Annotated in this window: 17 protein-coding genes; 2 read left to right on the top strand and 15 right to left on the bottom strand. The window is 60.4% G+C overall.

From position 1 onward, the window contains the following. Positions 1 to 419 precede the first annotated feature (419 nt). From LOY54_RS10340 to LOY54_RS10330, 3 genes are all read right to left on the bottom strand, one after another. On the bottom strand, positions 420 to 2,846 hold the full coding sequence (locus tag LOY54_RS10340) for a TonB-dependent receptor (protein ID WP_258610315.1): 2,427 nt from the start codon (positions 2,844 to 2,846) through the stop codon (positions 420 to 422). A 148-nt stretch (positions 2,847 to 2,994) separates the two neighbouring features. After that, positions 2,995 to 4,020 (bottom strand): FecR family protein, encoded by a 1,026-nt coding sequence (locus tag LOY54_RS10335; protein ID WP_258610314.1) that lies wholly within the window; start codon positions 4,018 to 4,020, stop codon positions 2,995 to 2,997. Then, complete coding sequence (locus LOY54_RS10330) at positions 4,017 to 4,535, bottom strand: sigma-70 family RNA polymerase sigma factor (RefSeq protein WP_258610313.1); 519 nt, start codon at positions 4,533 to 4,535, stop codon at positions 4,017 to 4,019. Before LOY54_RS10330 ends, LOY54_RS10335 begins: the two co-directional genes overlap by 4 nt. A 214-nt stretch (positions 4,536 to 4,749) precedes the next feature. Here LOY54_RS10330 and LOY54_RS10325 point away from each other — a divergent pair, with 214 nt between their 5' ends. Then, positions 4,750 to 5,313, top strand: coding sequence for a hypothetical protein (locus LOY54_RS10325; RefSeq protein ID WP_045201534.1), 564 nt, complete (start codon positions 4,750 to 4,752; stop codon positions 5,311 to 5,313). Positions 5,314 to 5,326: 13 nt separating this feature from the next. Here LOY54_RS10325 and LOY54_RS10320 read toward each other — a convergent pair whose 3' ends face one another. Together LOY54_RS10320 and LOY54_RS10315 are read right to left on the bottom strand one after the other, a co-directional pair. Beyond that, positions 5,327 to 5,860 carry an OmpA family protein gene (locus LOY54_RS10320; protein WP_052676571.1) on the bottom strand — a complete coding sequence of 178 codons (534 nt, stop codon included), beginning with the start codon at positions 5,858 to 5,860 and terminating at the stop codon, positions 5,327 to 5,329. A 30-nt stretch (positions 5,861 to 5,890) separates the two neighbouring features. Beyond that, positions 5,891 to 7,105 carry a serine hydrolase gene (locus tag LOY54_RS10315; RefSeq protein WP_408980571.1) on the bottom strand — a complete coding sequence of 405 codons (1,215 nt, stop codon included), beginning with the start codon at positions 7,103 to 7,105 and terminating at the stop codon, positions 5,891 to 5,893. A gap of 118 nt (positions 7,106 to 7,223) precedes the next feature. On the opposite strand from LOY54_RS10315, the gene LOY54_RS10310 reads away from it, so the two are divergent. After that, the gene (locus tag LOY54_RS10310) at positions 7,224 to 8,135 is read left to right on the top strand and encodes a LysR family transcriptional regulator (protein ID WP_045201538.1); all 912 of its coding nucleotides are present in this window, start codon (positions 7,224 to 7,226) and stop codon (positions 8,133 to 8,135) included. On the opposite strand, the gene LOY54_RS10305 is transcribed toward LOY54_RS10310, so the two are convergent. The 10 genes from LOY54_RS10305 to LOY54_RS10260 form a co-directional block, all read right to left on the bottom strand. Beyond that, positions 8,102 to 9,604 (bottom strand): amino acid racemase, encoded by a 1,503-nt coding sequence (locus LOY54_RS10305; RefSeq protein ID WP_258610311.1) that lies wholly within the window; start codon positions 9,602 to 9,604, stop codon positions 8,102 to 8,104. The two genes, LOY54_RS10310 and LOY54_RS10305, sit on opposite strands and share 34 nt — an antisense overlap. A gap of 31 nt (positions 9,605 to 9,635) precedes the next feature. Next, on the bottom strand, positions 9,636 to 10,949 hold the full coding sequence (locus tag LOY54_RS10300; RefSeq protein WP_045201542.1) for an MFS transporter: 1,314 nt from the start codon (positions 10,947 to 10,949) through the stop codon (positions 9,636 to 9,638). Between the two features lie 191 nt (positions 10,950 to 11,140). Then, a complete protein-coding gene (locus tag LOY54_RS10295; protein ID WP_258610310.1) occupies positions 11,141 to 12,064 on the bottom strand; it encodes a carbon-nitrogen hydrolase family protein in 924 nt (307 codons plus the stop codon). Between the two features lie 161 nt (positions 12,065 to 12,225). Continuing rightward, positions 12,226 to 12,534 (bottom strand): hypothetical protein, encoded by a 309-nt coding sequence (locus LOY54_RS10290; RefSeq protein ID WP_258610309.1) that lies wholly within the window; start codon positions 12,532 to 12,534, stop codon positions 12,226 to 12,228. Between the two features lie 5 nt (positions 12,535 to 12,539). Further along, entirely contained in the window at positions 12,540 to 14,018 is a 1,479-nt protein-coding gene (locus tag LOY54_RS10285; RefSeq protein ID WP_258610308.1) for a catalase, read from the bottom strand. A 28-nt stretch (positions 14,019 to 14,046) separates the two neighbouring features. Beyond that, positions 14,047 to 14,814, bottom strand: coding sequence for an OmpA family protein (locus LOY54_RS10280; protein ID WP_258610307.1), 768 nt, complete (start codon positions 14,812 to 14,814; stop codon positions 14,047 to 14,049). A 10-nt stretch (positions 14,815 to 14,824) separates the two neighbouring features. Beyond that, a complete protein-coding gene (locus LOY54_RS10275) occupies positions 14,825 to 15,241 on the bottom strand; it encodes a DUF4398 domain-containing protein (RefSeq protein ID WP_258610306.1) in 417 nt (138 codons plus the stop codon). Between the two features lie 146 nt (positions 15,242 to 15,387). Beyond that, positions 15,388 to 15,822 carry a hypothetical protein gene (locus LOY54_RS10270; RefSeq protein ID WP_258610305.1) on the bottom strand — a complete coding sequence of 145 codons (435 nt, stop codon included), beginning with the start codon at positions 15,820 to 15,822 and terminating at the stop codon, positions 15,388 to 15,390. Next, a complete protein-coding gene (locus LOY54_RS10265) occupies positions 15,819 to 17,024 on the bottom strand; it encodes an EAL domain-containing protein (RefSeq protein ID WP_258610304.1) in 1,206 nt (401 codons plus the stop codon). The genes LOY54_RS10270 and LOY54_RS10265 overlap by 4 nt, the downstream gene beginning before the upstream one ends. A 182-nt stretch (positions 17,025 to 17,206) precedes the next feature. Continuing rightward, positions 17,207 to 20,050, bottom strand: coding sequence for an autotransporter outer membrane beta-barrel domain-containing protein (locus LOY54_RS10260; protein WP_258610303.1), 2,844 nt, complete (start codon positions 20,048 to 20,050; stop codon positions 17,207 to 17,209). Between the last annotated feature and the right edge of the window lie 166 nt (positions 20,051 to 20,216).

Genomic DNA, 20,216 nt, shown 5'->3' with positions numbered 1-20,216 from the left:
ACCTTGCACAGCCGGATGCTTATTGTTGTCCGTCAGCATCCGAATCCACTGCGCTTTCTAGCGAGGTTCTGCTCTAGCCGGTCATGTAAGCATGCGACTGGCTGGTATTGGCCGGTTTAGGTCATCCACGAACGGCCGCAAAGGGTCGAAAGCAGCCATCCACAACCGGCAGCTAACGACCCTTAGCTGCCCTTCACCACTGACAGCTAACGGCAATAAGCCGCCCCTGACGAAGCACAGCGATCCGTTGCGACTGAGCGTGACTTTCTTCCAAGCGGCTGCTACAGCCGCTTGAAAATCGGTTTATTGACCGGTGCTCACGATCGTGGGCGGCAAGGCGGCCTTCATCGCAAGACCAGGCCGTTGAAGTGGCAGCCGATGTGATACACACAAAGCCCTCTGAAACGTCCGGCTCGCACCTAGTTCTCGTAGCGTAGGGTGATGGCAACGTTGCGGGGTTCGCCGTAATAGTTTCCGGTGTCTTGACTAAAAATCGCGGTGTAGTACTTCTCGTCGAAAACATTGTTGAGGTTCAATTGAACGCTCAGGTTCTGGTCGATTCGCAAGTTAGCGTTCAGGTCGACAAGGTTGTAGGCACTCTGCGAAATATCGTTCAGGTACAGCTTGCTCTGATGGTAGACGCTGGTCCCCACTCGCCATTGATCCAACTTTCCCGGCAGCTGATAGGTGGTGGCGGCCTTGAACAGTCGCTGTGGCGAATTTTCTGTGCCATAGGCGTCACCCTTGTGGCTACCGGCGATGTATTTTGGATGACTGTAGGTGTAGCCCATCAAGGCATTCCAGCCGGGCATCAACTCGCCTGAAACCTCTGCCTCGAACCCGCGGTTTCGCACTTTCGCACCCTCGGTGTAGCACCGCGAATCACGCGTTGGCCCGCAGACACGTCCAGCATCGGGAACGACCTGCGCAAGGCCTGACTGATCTACCTGGAAGAGCGCCAGGGCGGTATTCAACCTGCCATCGAACAGCTCGTTTTTCACGCCGACTTCGTAGTTACTGCACGTCGTCGGTTCCAGCAATGTGTTGTCGACGCTGTAGTTGCCCTGCATCTTATAGATCTCGGTATAGCTGGCGTACACCGAGGTGTTGTCATTGACGTCGTAGACGATGCCGCCGTAAGGGATGACCTTGCGATTTTCCTTGAAGCGGTCCGTCTCCCATGGGCCTTGGGTGTCGTAATCGACCCAGCTCAAACGGCTGCCGAGAATGACGTGCAGATCATCGAGCGGATTGAGGCGGGTGGCGGCATATATGCCCTTGTCCTTACGCACATGGCGGCTGGGCGTCAGGCTGCCGACTATGTGCGGTTCAGGGAACTGCGAGGTGTCGAAGTCCAGAATGTCGACGATAGGGTTCACGCTTGATGAGCCTGTCACGTACTGCAGCCTGTCGCGCCTCATGTTGGTCCCTATCACCACCTCATGCTTGCGCCCCAGCAGGGTGAATGCGCCGTTAAGCGCTGCGTCGAGATTGATCTGTTCGTCATCGTAACGGGCGCTGTTCGGCCAGTACTGCATCGTCGAATCGGAGTCTTTGCTGTGATACCCAACCTGAGCGAGAAAATCTGCATTGGACCAGATCAGATTGGTGGCGACGGTGAGGTTCCAGTCCTCATTGAAGCTGTGCTTGATATCGGCAAAAACGTTGCGGTTGATCTTGTCCAGGTGGGCCCACTTACCGGCGAACGACTTCGAACGCGAGAAGTTGTAAGAACTGCCATCCAGGTGGGTGGGCAAACCACCCCAGTCGTAGCCGCCGTTATTGTCCTGCTGGAAAGATGCCCCCACCGCGATCGTGGTCGAGTCACTCAAGTCGGCTTCGCCAATGGCGTAGAACAGCTGATTGTCCTTGTCAGCGTAGTCCTGGTAGCTATTTCGACTGTTGTACATCAGGACCGTACGGCCACGCAGGGTGCCCTCTGCGTTCAGGGGGCCGCCAACATCGAGTTGCGTGCGGTAGTTGTCCCACGAGCCAGCACCGAGCTCCGCCTTGAGTTGGTATTCACGCGTCGGTCGCTTGCGCACCATATTTATCGCCGCAGACGGGTTACCTGCCCCTTGCATCAGGCCTGTCGCACCTCGGACAATTTCCACCCGGTCATACATGGCCATGTTGTTCACTGACATGACGTCCATCGAGAAACTTTCCGTGACGCTGCTCGGCAGGCCATCGAACTGCAAGTCGTCGACCTGGAACCCTCGCGAGTAGTAAAGCGCACGCTCTGTGCCGAACCCTTTAACCGTACTGATGCCTGTCGCTGCCCTTGCAACGTCTTCCAACGACTGCATGTTCTGGTCATCCATCTGTTGCCGAGTGACCACACTGATGGACTGAGGCGTTTCACGCGGCGAAAGCCCCAACCTTGTCGCCGTGTTGGTAAGGCCAGTGGTATAGGCGCCGGTCCCCTCAGTTGTCGAGGCCAGCCTGAGTGCATTCACATCGGTAACGCCCAGCTCCAGCACTGCCGAATCAGTCGATAGCTTGCGCAAGGTCAGCGTCTTGTCATTGACGAACTCATAACCGAAACCACTGCCGCTGAGCAGATGATCGAGCGCCTCATTGACCTTGTAGGGCCCGCTCAACCCAGCGCTGTTCATTCCACTTACCTCGTCGGAATTGAAAATGATGCGCAGGCCGGCTTGATCGGCGAATCGGGTTAGTGCGCTGTCCAGTGGCTGGGCAGCGATATTGAAGAGCTGAGTGACAGCGAAGGCTTCGGAGCCCCTGGCATGAGCATCGACCGGTGCCAGCAGTCCGAGCAAGGCAGCCAGTGCCATTGCCTGGCGCAACGAATGCGCACGGGTACGTAAGGAGACATGAAACATGAAAGCAACCTTTCCCTAGAGTTGGCTGCGCGACTTTAATGTGAATGATTCGCGCTTCGTATCTACGACGAAACGACGTGGAGGACCTTGCCAAAGAATTTTCATTTTTTTTGCAAGGTGCTCTCCGGGAAGGGATGCTGGCCCTGTATCAGCGCTTGGGCCGCACCAGCGTGAGTAACGGCAACCGAGTGATGCGAAGTGGCTGCGTCTGCTCAAGCGCATTGAGCGCAGCGTGTGGATCATCCACTTCGAATGTGCCGCTGATACGCCGTGCCGCCAGCGTTTCATCCGTCAGGTAGAGGACGCCTGGGATGTACCGGTCGAGTTCGGCGAGCACCTCACCCAGCGGCCGCGCATTGAAAATCAATTTGCCTCGCTGCCAGGTGGCGACATCCTGCACATCGACTTCCACCGCCATCTGCGGCGCCAGACCCTGACGATAGGCCGTGGATTGCCCTGCGGGCAGACGCAGGGTCTCCCCGCCCGAACTGAGCTGGACTATCCCTTCGCTCACCTGGACGGTGACCTTGTCGCCGCGCTGATCCACATCGAAACGCGTGCCGATTGCCTGCACATCACCCTGAGCGGCGTGAACGATGAAAGGCCGCGATGAATCCTTGGCAACTTCGAAGAGTGCTTCCCCTTGATACAGCGTGATGCCACGTTGGTTATGGCTGTAATTCACCGACAGCACGGTGTCACCATTCATCCACAGCCGACTGCCGTCTTCAAGGCGCAATTCCCGTCGCTCGCCAGGGTCTGTCACATGATCGGCATACAGCGCTGACCAGGGGCGTTGCAGCGCTGCGCTGAACACCACTAATGCAACACAAGCTGCCATGCCGGCTGCCCATAAGGCGCGTACGGGTTTACGACGCTTCTCGGGGGGCGGAGCAACGAATTGTCGGGCTTTTTGTGTGAGCGGGAACGCGCCCCACAATGCCTCGGCCCTGCTTGCGGCGTGAGCATGGAACGCAGAGCGCTGGCACCAGTTGTCATAGGCCAGGTGATCGGCTGTAGTAGCCCGACCTGAGTGCAGATGCACCAGCATCTCGATGGCCTGGTCTTCCAGATCGGAAGGATCAACACTGTCGGTCATGGGTTCTTCAAGCTTGGAAGTGTGAAGAGGCGTCAGAGTCTGGGGGGGCACGTTCGTATAAGGCAAGCGGTTCATCTCCACTGCGTCCGGCTCAGCGAGTCGCGACAATGACGTACAGCTTGAACAATGTACTTTCCCACGGTGCTTTCGGAAACGCCGAGTCTTGTGGCGATCTGCGCATGGGTCAGCCCCTCGAGACGGTTGAGCAGTAGCGCCAGCCGTGCGTTGGTTGGCAACTTGTCCATGGCGATATCGAGCTGTGCCAAAGCCTCATCTGTGATCAGAGCAGTCTCTGGTGAAGGGCGTGGATCGCATACCTCCAGGGCCTGTGATTCATCGGCATGCAAGGCATTGAGTCGCCCCTCCCGACGCATACGATCAATGGCCAGGTTGCCAGCTATGCGGAACAGAAATGCGCGAGGCTCCTGTATCGGTTCGCCCGCCGGCAGGTTAACCAAACGCAGATAGGTATCCTGAGCCACATCGGCAGCTTGCTCAACGTTACCCAACCGCCGAGCCAGGAACGCCAACAGTTCCGCGTAGTGCTCATGGAAGTTGGTTAGCAGATCAGAGGTGCCAATGCGTGACATGCTCAGCCCTATTTCGATGAACCGGCCCCGCCGGAGAGCGGCAAATACTACATTAACTGAGAAGCATTATTAAATGGATTAAGAGCAGCGGCCCCGTTTTGCAGCGGAGTTCCGCGTAGACACGTCGGTGATTGAAGCCGACAGTCAAACCCAGCCTTAAGGCAATAGCATCAATTTGATATCATGGCTGTCAGTCGAAGCAAGGAACTGCTCCATGATCTCACGCGCAAAAAAAATCCTCTGCCTGCCTGGCATTCTGCTGCTGGCGGCAGTTTCCTCCCAGGCTGTCGCTGGGCACTTCGTCATTGACATGCAAACCGATGAAGGTCGCAAGCTGGCGAAAACCATCGGCACCGATAAGTACCGCTACGCCTTGTTCAACGAGTTCAGCAAGGACGCGCCGTACAGTGCGATTGCGCTGAGCAACTCGGAGGGTTTCAAGGACGGCGTTGTCGTTTACAACGCCGTCATCAATGCCACGGAACAGGGCGCAAAAATGATCTTCACGCAGTTTGTCGACTGCGGGAAGCTGCAGACCAATGAGGGCTTTATTGAAGTCAACGATCAGCCGATCAAGGTGCTGCATGAGTGCCGCGAGGAAAAACCAGGCACCAAGGTGTCGATCTTCCTGCCGGTCTCCGATGCCGCGCAGCACTATATCTACAACGCCTTCGCCAAGGATGTCCCGGTGAAGGTCAGGATGGATAAACACCCCGTCGTTTTTCCAACCGACGGTTTCCTTGAGGCCTGGAGCGTGAGAAACAAGAAGGCGCTTTGAACTCAAGCCCTTCTCACTGTTGCTCAAACTCATAGCCCAAACTGTGCCCATGGCTGACCCACTCCACCACGCCCCGGCGGTTGAGCTTCAAGTCGTCCTTGCCACTGCCCTCGCGCACCGGTGAATGCTCGCCATAGGCGTGAACATTCACCTGTTCATACAAGGCGCCGTACTTGACCAGGTAATAGGCAATCATCGCGGCACGCGCCTGGGCCAGGACGAAGTTCTGCTCGGGCGAGCCGATGTCATCGGTATGGCCCTCGACAAAGACTTCGGCCTCGGGATGGCTCACCAGGTAGTTGGCCACATAGGCAAGCCTGGCCTGATAAGGCGGCTCGATCGCCGAGCTGTCGGTGTCGAAATACACCACCAGGCCGCCGGCCACATCGGGCTCATCCGACAGCGCTTGCAGGGCGCGCTGGTTGTTGGCATCGGCCTCGGCCGCCGAGACGAACAGCGAGTGTTCGCTGGTGCTTGCAGGGTTGCTGCAGCCTGTCGCCGTCAATACCAACAGCACGGGCAGGAAGCAGCGCAGATAACGGTTCATAGGCCCCTCTTCTCCTCTACAGGATCGTAACTAGCCCACGCACAACAGGCACACGCCCAGCCATTGGTACACCTTGAGCAACAGGTAGTCCCAGGCCCGGCTGAACCAGCCACCCTCTTCCACGCTTTCCATCACCACCAGCGGCTTGCTGGCGACGTGTTTTGAGCCCACCTGGAAGTTGACCACGCCTACCACCTGGCCCGCCTGCAACGGCGCGTGAAGTTCGCCGGTGTCGACAATGGCGCTGGCCTGCACCTCGGCCGAGTGCCCGTAGGGCACGCTGATGGTCGCTTGCGCGCCGGCATTGAGCTTGACGTTGCGGGTCTGGCCAAACCACACCCGCTTGCTCATGAACACTTCATCGGCCTGGATCGGCGTCACCGTCTCGAATGCGCGAAAGCCCCACTTGAGCAGTTTTTCCGACTCCTGAAAGCGCAGCCGATCGGACTTGGCGCCCATCACCACGGCAATCAGGCGGCGCCCGTCACGTTGCGCCGAGGTGACCAGGCTGTAGCCGCCTGCGCTGGAGTTGCCGGTCTTCAGGCCGTCGACATCGAGGCTGGTACTCCACAACAGGCGGTTGCGGTTGTATTGCTGAACGTTGTTGAAGGCGAAGGCCTTTTGTTTGTACAGGGCGTACTGCGCCGGCAACTCGGCAATCAGCGCCCGGCTGAGTATCGCCATGTCGCGGGCACTGCTGTATTGCCCTTCGGCGGCCAGGCCATGGACGGTCTTGAACTGGGTATTGGTTAGGCCAAGTTTGCCGGCCTGTTCATTCATCAGGTCGACAAAGGCGTGTTCGCTGCCGGCAATGTAAGTGGCCAGGGCAATGCAGGCGTCATTGCCAGACTGCACCACAACCCCGGTATTGAGGTCTTGTACCGAGACCCGGTCGCCGGGCTTGAGAAACATCAACGAAGAACCCTGCAAGTGCGGATTGCCTGCGGCCCAGGCATCGTGCTCGATGGTCACCCGGTCACTGGCGCTGAGTGCGCCGGACTGCAGAGCCTCGCCGATCACATAACTGCTCATGATCTTCACCAGGCTGGCAGGGTCGATGCGCGCATCGGCATTGCCCTGGGCCAGAACTTCGCCACTTTCATAGTCCATCAACATCCACGATTCGGCGGCGACGCCCGGTGCCGCGACAAGGTCTGCAGCACTTACCGTAAAAGACCCACTGGCCACTACCCACGGTGCAAGTAATACACACAACAACCCCTTAACTACTGCTGAACCTTTCATACGCTCCCAAACTCGACTGCCCAACTCATCAGCCACTGCAAATACGCTGATGAAGTATTTGTTCGCGGATTGTGCGTAGGCCTATACTATAAATCAATCAACTATCAAGATATCTGATATGCATAGCATTGATATCGACTCTGTCGACTTGAACTTGCTGCGGGTGTTTGTCGCCCTGATCGAAGAAGGCGGTGCCAGCCGCGCTGCGCTGCGCCTGGGGGTGACCCAGCCTGCGGTCAGTGCGGCCCTTGCGCGGCTGCGGGAAATTTACGCCGACCCGTTGTTCGAACGCACCGGCCGTGGCCTGCGCCCGACCCTGCGCGCCAACGAGCTGGCGCCGCTGATCGGCGAGGCCCTCAATCGCTGCCGGCAAGCCTTTGCGTTGTCGGTCGCAGGTAAAGACATCAAGGGCCGGACCATCACCATCGGCCTCTCCGACGACAGTGAAATTGCCCTGGGGCAAAGCCTGGTGGCGCTGATCGATGAGCAACTGCATGGCTTGCGCATTCTGTTCCGCCAGACCCACAGCGGCCTGGTGCAGGACATGCTCATGCATCATCAGATCGATATCGCCGTGTCTGCCGGCGGGCTGTCGTCGCCGCTGATTGCCCGCCACCGCCTGGGTCGCGGCAACTACCTGTGCATCGCCGACGCTGACAACAGCATTCCCAGCAGCGCCGAGGACTACGCCCAGCGACCGCACCTGCTGGTGTCGTCGGGCGGTTTCGTCGGCATCGTCGACGAGGGGCTGAACGCGGCCGGCTACAAGCGCAGCATCCGCGCCTCGACCTCGCACTTTGCCGCAGTGCCGTTTCTGCTGGTGGGCTCGAAGCTGATCACCACGGTGCCCACCCACGCCGCCCGGGCCATGGAACGGGTCAGCACCCTGCAGACCTTTCCTTGCCCGGTACCGCTGCCCTCCTACGACCTGGAAATCGGCACGCGGGTGGGCAGCAAGCACGACAGCACGCTGCAAACGGTCAAGTCGCTGATCATTCAACTGGTGGACAACACCTTCTGCCTGTCCTGAGGCCGGGCATCGAGCGCCAGTTGCACGCACGCGCGGGCCAGCACGGTGGTCGGGTCAACCACCGCCACCCGGTGCCGGCCCAGGGCCAAGGCCGGCGCCGGGCTGAGCACCAGCGGCAGCTCAGTGCAGCCCAGAATCAACACCCCGGCACCCAGCTCGCACAGGTGCTCGGCGACCACCAGCAACTGCTCCTTGCAGATGCCCTCGGTAAACCCGGCCTTGATCCCGCGCGCGCCGTAAATGGCCTCCATCACCAGCGCCTGGTATTCGTGCCCCGGGGTGATCAGCTGCAAGCCGGCCGCCCGCGCGGCCTCATGATAGACAGCGCTTTGCAACGTGCCCGAGGTGGCCAGCAGCCCCACTGGCGTGCTCGCGCCATGCTGCTCGACGATGCAGGCGATGGTCTCGTCGAGCATGTTGACGATCGGCACCTCAAGGTGCGGCTGGATACGCGCTACGAACGCATGAGCGGTGTTGCACGGGATGGCGATGGCATCGGCACCGGCGTCCGCCAGGCGCTGGCAGGTGGCGTAGAGGGCAATGGTCGGATCGGTTTCAGCCCTGAGCAGGTTCGCGGTGCGGTCGGGAATCTGCGGGTTGTGCTCGACCACCATTTTGATGTGGTCCTGATCCTTGCCGGCGGGCGTGTTGGCCACGACCTTATCCATGAAGTCCACCGTTGCCGCCGGCCCCACGCCGCCGACGACGCCGAGCTTGAACGGCGCCTCGGCGCGCCGGTAGTGCTCGCTGGCGGCGTAGTCGGCATAGATCGCATTGCTGTCGAGCATGGCGATGCCGCTACGCTGCAAGGCCGCGCAGACCAGGGCCAGTTCGGTCATGCCCGGTACGATGACGGCCGCACCCTGCGCCTGCAGCGCGCCAGCCAGACGCTGTACGGCCTCGAGCGGCGCGCCGTCGAGCCCGCCGTGCTTGATGCCACCGTCGCCGTACACCGCCGCCATCAAGGCTGCCTGCTCGGCCGCCGGCGGGTAGCTGAGGCGATAGTCGCCGCCCAGGTAGCGCTCGAACAGCCCGGACCCGCGAACCACATCCGAGGCCAGCACGCCGAGCACCGTCCCCGGCGCATACCGGCCGGCAAAGTGCTGCTTGAGCGCCGCCATCATGTCGAGAATACGCAGGCTCAGTTGCTCCTGGATCTCGCCAAGGAAGGTATGGCTGGCGAAGCACGGCAGCATCACCGTCTCGATACCGCGGGCCTCGAACGCCTTGCACAGTTCATAGACATAGAACTTGCGCGAGGCGATGCTGGCCCCGGCGTAAAGGGGCAACGCGGCGTCGCTGAAAGCCTGCTGCTCCAGCAGCAGGTGGCAGTTGAACTGCTCGGCCAGCACGTGGCGCGAGCGGGTCAGCTTGTAGAACAGGTCTGCCCCGGCCAGCGCCCCCAAGCCGCCGATCACGCCGATTTTGCGTACCGCGACAGCTTCATCCGATTGCACTTTTGTCTTCATTACCTTGACCTGTTGGTGGCTTGCGTCGGGTTCACAGTGATTCGCAGACTTCACCCTGCACCGCCAACGTTGGGCTCTCTTTGATAAGCCGGGCCGGCAGCGCCAGGATCAGCGCGCCAGCGCCGACCACCAGCAAGCCGGCGAACAGGTACAGGCCGATATCCAGGCTGCCGGTGCTGGCCTTGACCAGCCCCAGCACCGTTGGGCTGGTGAAGCCGCCAAACAGCGCCAGGGAGTTGATCAGGGCAATGCCGCCGGCAGCTGATTCACTGCCCAGGTAACGGGTGGGGATGGTCCAGAACAACGGCATCGAGGCATACAAGCCGACCGCCGCCACGCTCAGGGTCACCAGGCCCAGCACCAGGTTGCCCGGCACCAGGGTGCAGGCGATCAACGCGCAGGCGGCCACCAGCATGCAGCTTGCCAGGTGCCAACGGCGCTCGCCGACGGCATCGGAATGCCTGCCGATGACGATCATGCCGACGGCGCTGGCGATGTAGGGCACCGCTGTCAGCAGGCCGATATGGAAAGGGTCGTCGACGCCGTAGCTTTTGATCATCCCCGGCAGCCAGAAACCGAGAATGTAGAGCCCGGCCATTACCGAGAAATACACCAGCGCCAGGGCATAGATACGCGGGTCGCGTACCACCGCACCGAGTGCGTGGCTTGTGCTGCCGGTGGGCGTGCCAACCTCTGCGGCGATGCGCTGGCGCTCTTCGCGGCTCAGCCATGTTGCCTGCTCGGGCCGGTCGATCAGCAGGAAGCCGGCCAGAATACCGAGGATGACCGCCGGCGCCCCTTCGAGCAGGAACATCCACTGCCAGCCGTGCAAATCATGCACGCCTTCCATGGCGCGAATGATCCAGCCCGACAGCGGCCCGCCGAGAATGCCGGCGATGGCAATGGCCGACATGAACACGGCGATCACGCTGCCGCGCATGCGCACCGGAAACCAGTAGGTCAGGTAAAGGATGATGCCCGGGAAGAACCCGGCTTCGAACACCCCGAGGAAAAACCGCGCCAGGTAGAACTGCAAAGGCGTCTGCACAAACATCATGCAAGACGACACCAGCCCCCAGGAAATCATGATGCGCATGATGGTCTTGCGCGCACCGATGCGGGTCAGCAGCAGGTTGCTGGGCACTTCAAACAGCACATAACCGAGGAAAAACACCCCGGCGCCGAGCCCGTAGACCGCATCGCTGAAGTTCAGGTCCTGCTGCATGCGCAACGCGGCGAAACCGATATTGACCCGGTCCAGGTAAGAAACGATGTAGCTGACAAACAGCAGCGGCAATATCTTCCAGGCGATCTTGCGGTACAGCAGGTGCGAACCAGTATTCATTTCTGACAAGCCTCTAGTATTTTTCTTATTGGTGCAGGGCAACGCAAAGCGCAGAAACTTCAAAGCAACGATCAACCAGCAACGATCAACCGCAGAGCGTGTCGGAATCGACAGGCACCTGGCCTCAGGACGAAGCCAGGTGTGCAGCAACATCAGGGCAACCGGCGCACGCGCGCCCTGCCCACTTCGGGTTATTGCTGGAACTTCACCGAGCTTTTCGCCCGTTCATCAACCAGCAAGGTGAAGACATCCGGGCGCGAATAGTGGCCGACCACATCAAAGTCGTACCGCGCCTTGACCAGCTCGGCCGAATCGATCTGCGCCACGAGCAAACCGGGGCCGTGCTTCAATGGCCCGGCAATCACCTCGCCCATGGGGCCGATGATCACGCTGTTGCCCTGCATCAGCGGTCGGTCGGCATCCCAGTGCGGCAGGCTGGTGCCCAGGTCGCGTGGCGACGGCTGGTACTGGCAGGCGCTGACCAGAAAACAGCGCCCTTCGTGGGCGATATGGCGCATGGAGATTTGCCAGTTGTCGCGCTCGTCCACCGTCGGCGCGCACCACACCTCGATGCCTTTGGCGTACATCGCCGTGCGCAGCAGCGGCATGTGGTTTTCCCAGCAGATTGCCGCGCCGATCTTGCCCACCGGGGTATCGATCACCGGCAGGGTCGAGCCGTCGCCCTGGCCCCAGATCAGCCGTTCGCTGCCGGTCGGCATGAGTTTGCGGTGGTTGGCCACCAGGCCCTGCTCCGGCGAGAAGAACAGCGCCGAACAGAACAACGAGCTGCCACTGCGCTCGATGACACCGACCACCAGGTGCGCGCCGGTACGTTGCGCCAGGGCTGCGAGTTCGGCGGTTTCGGCGCCCGGCACATCGATGGCATTGGCAAAATAGCGCTCAAAGGCCTGGCGGCCTTCCGGCAGGCGATAGCCCATGTAGGTGCCGAAGATTTCGCCTTTCGGGTAGCCGCCCAACAGGGCTTCGGGCATGACCACCAGTTGGGCGCCAGCGGCCTTTATTTCAGCCTCGTAGGCAAGAATCGCCTCCAGGGTGGGTTGTTTGCCGTCGGGGTGCGAACCCAGTTGCAGTGCTGCCACAGTAGAGAGGGTCATGGGTCGTTATTCTTGGGTGATGGATGGTGTGTGCATGCTCCTCCGGCGTTTGATATCGAGCAATCCGCCAAAACTTAAATCTGATATGAGTAATTTTGATATCGATGCCACACTGGCGGGTCCAGGCCCGCCAGTGGCACATAACACGTCTTTCCAGTGCGCTAGAAGGTCCAGCGCGCGCCCTGCAGGATCCGACTGGATACCAGGCTGGCCTTCATTTTCTCGTCCTGCCTGTCCCTGTCGAGGTAGCGATAGCCCTGGACCTGCGCATACGTACTGTCATCGCCGGACACCCATGCGCTAACACCAGAGCGCACGCTATCGCCCACGTTGAGTTCCTTTTGTTCAGCACTTATCAAGCGAACCACAGCGTAGTAACCCTCTGCGTCTGCAGGTGCAGCACAGGCCAGCGATGTATAGGTTGTAGAAACGGCAACCAGCAACGCCGCCGCAGTGTTCAATAGGTGCATTGTTTTTATCTCGTTTGCTTTGAATGACCAGGCGCTTGGTTCAGGGGCATACCCAACGCCTGTGCGATCCCTTCTCCATACGCCGGGTCGGCCTTGAAGAAGTGTTGTAGCTGATGACGGACAACTTCCACGCTGACCCCGGCCATTGAACCGGCAATGTTGTTGAGCAACAGGGTTCGTTGCTGATCACTCATCAAGCGAAACAGAGCGCCGGCATGGCTGTAGTAGTCGGTGTCGCTGCGCTGGTCATAGCGATCGGCAGCGCCCTCGAGGGCCAGGGCCGGTTCGCCATGCTGACGGGACTGTTTCGGCGCCTCGGCATTGCTGTTCGGCTCGTAGTTCGGCGCCGCTCCACCATTGCTGCCAAAGGCCATGGCGCCATCACGCTGGTGGTGGTTGACCGGGCTGCGTGGGGCGTTGACCGGCAACTGCTGGTAATTGGTGCCGACCCGATAACGCTGGGCGTCGGCGTAAGCAAACACGCGTCCCTGCAGCATTCGGTCGGGCGACAGGCCAACGCCTGGCACCAGGTTGCTCGGTGCAAACGCTGCCTGTTCGACTTCGGCAAAGTAGTTCAGCGGGTTGCGGTTCAACTCCAGTTCGCCAACCTTGACCAGCGGGAACGCTTTCTGCGACCAGGTCTGAGTGACGTCGAACGGGTTCTGCTCATGACCCGCGGCCTGGGCTTCGCTCATGACCTGGATGAACACGTTCCAGCGCGGGAAATTACCGCGCTCGATCGCGTTGAACAGGTCACGCTGGGCGTAGTCCGGGTCGGTACCGGCCAGGCGGGCAGCCGCCTCCGGCGTCAGGTTGCGGATGCCTTGCTGGGTCTTGAAATGCCATTTCACCCAGTGCCGCTCGCCCTTGGCGTTGATCAGGCTGTAGGTGTGGCTGCCAAAACCGTGCATATGCCGGTAGCCGTCCGGAATCCCGCGATCAGAGAACAGGATGGTGATCTGGTGCAGCGCCTCGGGGGTGTACGACCAGAAGTCCCACATCGCCTGGGCGCTCTTCAGGTTGCTTTGCGCCAGGCGCTTCTGGGAGTGGATGAAGTCGGGAAACTTCAGCGGATCACGAATGAAGAATACCGGCGTGTTGTTGCCGACGATGTCCCAGTTACCTTCCTCGGTATAGAACTTCACGGCAAAACCACGCGGGTCACGTTCGGTATCCGCCGAACCGCGTTCGCCGCCGACAGTCGAGAAACGCAGGAACACAGGGGTCTGCTTGCCCACCGACTCGAACAACCTGGCGCGGGTGAAATCGCTGATGTCGCGGGTCACGGTAAAGCTGCCGTAGGCACCGGAACCTTTGGCGTGTACCCGGCGCTCCGGGATGTTCTCGCGATTGAAGTGGGCGAGCTTCTCGATCAGCTGAAAATCATCGAGCAGCAGCGGGCCACGCGGGCCGGCAGAACGCGAGTTTTGATTGTCGGCTACGGGCGCGCCGCTGGCGGTGGTCAGCACATTGTTGGGGCTCATGCTTGATTTCCCTTCGTCAGTCCTGGCGTTAGCTGCGGCCTTCGACCGCCGATGCACCATTGGAAATGATCACCTCGACACGACGGTTGAGCTGACGCGATTGCGCGGAGGTTTGATCCGCCACCGGGTATTCCTTGCCGTAACCCTGGGTAACCATGCGGCTCATGTCGACACCCAGGCGCTCCAGGGCAAAGGCCACACTTTCAGCGCGACGCTCGGACAGACGCTGGTTGAAGGCATCGCCGCCGACGTTGTCGGTGAAGCCTTCAATGCGCACTTTGCGCTCGGGGTTGTTGATCAGGAAATCGGCCAGTCGCTGTACATCGCGCTGAGTGCCCGGCTTGAGGTCGGCCTTGCCGGTATCGAACAGCACATCACCGAAGGTAACCACGTCACCGCGAGGGGTCTGCTTGGCTTTCATCGCCTGCAAGGCTTTGAGCTGCTGGGTACGCACATCCAGCTGCACCTGGGTGCGCTGCACATCGATGGTGCTCAGACCGGCTTCAGCCTTGCGTCCGAGAATCGTCTGCTCGGCCAGGGCGATTTTCTGCTTGGCCAGGTAAGCGTACTGGTCGATGCCGGGGGCACGGCGATCCGCAATGGACAGCTGGTTGGCCTTGCTCAGCGCGACGGACGCATCCTGGGTCTCCAGGGCAGCGAGCGTACTCGCTTCAGGTTTGCTTTGAAGGTCCGAGTAGAGCTTGCGCGCCTCGAGCAGTTGCGGGTTTTCGGGGGTTGCCGCACAACCGGTCAATGCCAGGGCGACGACACAAGCAGCAGGAAACAAGATACGCATGAAATTATCCTCAGTTGGCAACAGGGGTGGCAGGCATCAAACCAGCATCAGGTGCCTGCAGCATTTCCTGCTTGAGGACTTGAATACCGTTTTGCGCCGCTTTCAGTTCGTTCTGCAATTTCGCGGTACGGGCCATGCGCTCGGCCAGGGCCGAGTCGGCCTGGATCTGCTCGGCAAGCTCCTTGGCCTGGACGAAGTTTTTCTCACCCAGCGCCTGGTCCATCAGGGCGCTCTTGTCCTGTGCAGTTTTCATCTGCAGCGGGGCGTACTGGGTGGCGCCCGCCGATACCGCCCGGTTGAGGGCATTTCTGGCCAGGGAGACCTGCTCGCTCGGTGCGGGCATGCTGCTGCAGGCGCTGAGAAATACCGCTGCGCTGAGCAGCGAGGACCAAAATACGACTCGCCGGGTTGTCTGTTTAATACTCATTGGGTTCTCCAGTTGTGCTTGTCCAAGTAGTGCTCGACGCCTTCTTCACACAGGTGAGAGGCAATAGAAATCCACACGCGCATTGCCCACTGGCAATGCACATCTGCTTACTGACGGTTCATCGGGTACCTCGTGTGCTGGGTTGGTTAAGCTCGAAAGTTCACCTGCAACCTCGCCGGTGATTTCGGGCGGGCCAAGGGCGATGGATCGATAACGCTCATCAGCGCGCCCAGGGCGCAGGTGTCTGGCGGCTCGAGCAAAAACGCCCGCACAGCCTGCGCCGGACATGCCCTGGCAGGCTCAGGCGATTGGTCCTGGTCGCCGTAGAACAGCGTGTGCAGAATCTGCGGCCGTGCCCGGCAGAACTCACTCAACTCAACGCCCTGCGGCACAGCCAGGGCCTTGTTGACGATGAGCAGGTCAAAGGGCGCCTGAGGGCTGCTGGTCAGCGATGCCAGTTCGTCAAAGCTGCGCAGCGGCGCGATGCGGTAGTAACCGAGGGCGTTCAGCTGCTTTTCAATACGCAACAACTGCGCGTGACGCTCATCGGCAATCAGAATTCGCAGGGCCTTGTTGATCATGCGCGCTGGCTCCGTTGCTCGGCTCGCCCGAGCCAGCGCACCAGCTCTTCGCCACTCATGGGCCTGGCGTACCAGTAGCCCTGCCCCTGGGTGCAGCCCATGTCGAGCAAACGCTGGCGTTGTTCATCGGTCTCGATGCCCTCGACAACCACCGTCATCCCCAGTGCGCCGCCAAGCGCCAGGGTGCTGCTGACCACCGCATGGCAACGCGGCTCATGCATGAGTGCGCGGACGAATTCGGCGTCCAGTTTGATTTCGTTGAAGGGCAACTGGAGCAGACGCTGGAGCGAGGAAAAGCCGGTACCAAAATCGTCGATCGACAACTGGCAACCCATCATGCGCAAGCGAAACAGGCACTCAAGGCTGGCTTCCGGCGCTTGTAGCAGGCCACTTTCGGTCAGCTCGAAGGTCAGCTCCGAACCCCGCGCTGCATACTCACGCAGCAAGTTGCGGATCTGCGCCGCGAGGGTGCCGTTGGACAACTGAGCGGCTTGCAGATTGAAGGCGAAATTGAGCGGATGCCCACAGGCACGCAGGTGTTGTTGCAGTGCCAGGCCCTGGTGCAACTGCTGGCGCAGAAGCTCATCGAGCAAGCCGTGGCGTTCCAGAACGGGCAGGAAACAGGCAGGCGACAACATTTTGCCGGACCCATGGCGCCAGCGGGCCAGGACTTCAACCCCGGTGGCTTGCCCGGTTTGCAGATTGAATTTTGGCTGGAAGAACGCGCACAGCTGGTGGGACTCGAGGGCCTGGCGCACCTGCGCTTCATCAGGAACGAACTCGGGCTGCTCGGGCAGCATTCCAGTACGCGGCACAGCGCAATGCTTTTTTAGCATGCACTCCAGGGTTTCATAGTGCAGCGGCTTGCCGATATCACCGAGCAGTTCCAGGTTCAACAAGGAAATGATCTGGCGAACCGTACGGCGCAGATCGGCCGACAGCGAACTGCTGATAATCACCGAACCCACCAGCCCTGAATGACCAACGGCCTGCATGAAGGCCAGGCCATCCATGCCCTCCATCTGCAAATCGCACAGGGCGACATCGACCGGGCCGACATCCTTCAGTACTGCCAGCGCCTCTGCCCCGTCGGCCGCCTCGAACACCTCGGTACAGCCCATCTGCTGCAGCATGCTGACAGCAATAGCGCGCTGAAACGAATGATCTTCAAGGACAATGACACGCAAAGGAGAAGTAAGCATTGGACCCTACCCACGAGAAGTGCTGGACCTCATCTTCTGTCATCAACTGGACAAACAACCGATGTAACGGCCTTAGTTCCTGTAGGAAATTTCTCAGGCAGAAATTTTTCGATATACGCGCCGGCCAGAACTGCCAGGCAAAAAAAAGCCCAGCAGCGGCTGGGCAAAGGAGGGAGCAATCATTACCACAGATAGCGATAGCCGAGCGTCACGCCCCATGGCTGTTCAATGTCATTGCCTTTGGCAAACTCGGTGTCGAGCGACACCTTGCTCCGGTCGCTGACCTGCAAGATCCCGCCAACACCCAGCTCGACGCGATCGCCCGGCAGCTGCGACTTGAGCCTGTAGCCATTGACCGTGACATGGCTGTCACCGGCATGCTCGGCGATGTAGGAGGCTTTGACGTAGGGCTGCGCCTGCATGCCATTGCCCAGCGCCAGGCTACGGCCGAACAACGTACCAACGCGGCTTTGCAGCGAGTCCATGGCCGCCGAGTCCACCTGCAAGCCATTGCTGGCGCTGTAGCGGGCGCCGGTGGTGCGGGTGGCGCTGAGTTCGACCTGGGGTTCGACGAACCAGCCATCCTTGAGCAGGATGTGCTTGCCCACCTCGACGTCGACACCATAGCCGTGGCTGTCATAAGACCCCTTCACGGCAGTGCCCAGGTTGGTCGGCAGCTTGAGGTCATTATCGAAATGGCTGTACTTGATGACGCTGTCAACATACAGGCCATTGTCATTCAGGTAGGTGGCGTAAGCGCCCAGCATCCGGCTGTCGATCTGCCCGGATGCGCCTTCACCGAAGTTCAGCTCCGACCTGGCCGTACCCAGCATGCCACCGACATAGAATGTGCCGCTGGCCAGCCCGATGGCCTTGTCGGCACCGATCTCGACCCCGCTGTTGTTCTGGCTGAAGGCCCGGCTCGAATGCTCGGCAATGTTGTAGCGGCTGCCGATGGCGCGGGTCCACACACCACCTTCGTCCTTGCCCAGGCGCAGCTCACCCAGGCGCTTGACCAGCGTGTTCATCTGCGCGCTCCACAAGGTTGCCGCGCCAGCCTGGGAAGCAATCGCCGCATTGGCGCCTGCCGACAGGTGCTCGGGGCCCGGGTTTACTGGAACCACAGGGTCGACCGGGTTGATCGGATCAACGGGCTCAAGCGGATCAACTGGATCGACCGGATCTACCGGGTCCACTGGGTCTACCGGATCAACAGGCGGCACCCCGGCAGTGTTGGCCAGGTACCAGTCATCTGCCCGCTGCTCAAGGGTGTAACGGAAGGCGCCGGCATCCACATGCCCGCCATAGAGGCTGAAGCGCCCTGCTCCACCGTTGCCATCCACCACCATCAGCTTGCCGTTGGCGGCGGCGGGCTCATGGCCGGAGTCCTCGACCACCAGGGTATGCTCGCCTTCGATCACGCCACCGACCTTGATCAGGTCACCGCGCTCATTGGCCAGGTCGCTGTTCATCACGAAGGTACCGTTACCGCTGAGGTCGCCGTCAATCGTCAATACACTGGCCGCAGGGTTACTGAAACGGACCTGCCCCTGATCAAGGTTCAACTGCCCCACCTGCGAGCTGCCGGTCATGTTCCAGGCGCTTTGCTCGAGTGTCAGCACATCCAGGCCATGAGCCGTGCCACTGAGGCTGGAGCCCTCGGCCAGGAGCAATTGGGCGTTGTGTGCGTTGGCCTGGACTGTGCCGCTCAGGGTCGACTGGCGGGCCTTGATCAGCACGTCTTCACTGTCGACCAGGCGGCCGTCGGCGAGGGTTCGCTGCTCCACCGACAGCAGGGTATCGGCGCTCAGGGTCGAGCCGCTCAGGTCAATCTGCGCACTGCCGCCCTGAACGCTGATGGCGCGGCCGTTGGCAACGTCCAGATTGGAGTTGTTGACCTCGAAGCTGTTGCCCACACCCGTGCTGGCCAGCGACTGCAAGCCAATGCTGTCTACGCCAGTGGCCTTGATGTTCACCGTATCCAGGCGCAAGGTCCCGCCATTGTTGGCCTGGGCCGCCCGCGCTGCATCGGCGTCGAGGGTGATCGACGAAGCCGTGGCCGCGATGCTCGAGCCGGAATAGGCCGCCAGGCCAATAGCCATCTGGGTGCTGCTCAGGTCGATATTCTCAAGGGTGATTTGCGAGCGATCGCTGGCAAAGGCCCCGACACTGTTGGCACCGACCTGCAGCGACAAATTGCGCCCTTCAATAGACGACGCATTGCCGGCGTACAAGGCATAGGCCTGACTGCCCTGGGTGTGCACACTGCCGCCGTCGAGGCTGGCCTTGCCACCCAGTTGGGTGAAGACGCCAATAGCGTTATCACCCTCGGTGTCGATGCTGAGATTGTTCGCCAGCAACTGACTGTCGGCATTCGGCACCCGGACGCCATAGGCATTCGTGCCGCTGGTGAGAATCCTGCTGTCATCCAAGGTCGCCGTGGCGTTGCGGTTGACGTTGACGCCAATGGCATTGTCACCCGAGGTGTGGACGTCGCTGTCGGTGAGGTTGACCAGCGCCCGCTGGTTGATGTCGGTACCGAGCAGGTACAGGCCATGGGCATTGTCGCCAGAGGTCTGAAAACGACTACCGCGAGCACTGAGCTGGCTACCGGCCGACAGGTCGGCCGCCGAGGAAAACCGCCCCTGAGTCTCCAGGTACATATCTGTCACCTGCACCTGTGCACCCTGCCTCAGGTTCAAAGCAAAGGAGTTGTCACCTGCCGTGCTTACCCCGGTACGGTTCAACACCCCCGTCTGGTTCGCACCGGCGAAGCTAAAACCATGACTTGCATCGCCCAGGGTCGAGACCGTCGAATCATTGGCCAGCACCGAACTGTTGGTGCCCGACAATAGCACCCCATGGCTGAACGCCCCATTGGCAGTAATGACGCTGTCACGGATGCTGATCGGGAAATCACTCCCGCCATCGCGCACCCCGGGAAAATTGTTCCCGGTCACGTCGATGGTCACACCATCCAGTACCAGGCCAGGCACGGTAGTGGCGTGCGCGTTTCCCATAGTCATGACTTCCAGCACCACCCCCCCCACAACACAGGCCAGACGACACTTCGGTTTAGCAGGCATAAACACATTCCTTACTTTGTCAGCACGCACGAACCCGCATCGCAATACTCGAATTGCAAAGTTCGTTCAGACTTTTGCCCTTCTTGAGAAACAAGGATCAACCCGC

Source organism: Pseudomonas sp. B21-032, from assembly GCF_024748965.1.
Taxonomy (GTDB): domain Bacteria; phylum Pseudomonadota; class Gammaproteobacteria; order Pseudomonadales; family Pseudomonadaceae; genus Aquipseudomonas.
The sequence above is the reverse complement of the archived record's forward strand: the minus strand, read 5'-3'. Positions and strand labels throughout refer to the sequence as shown.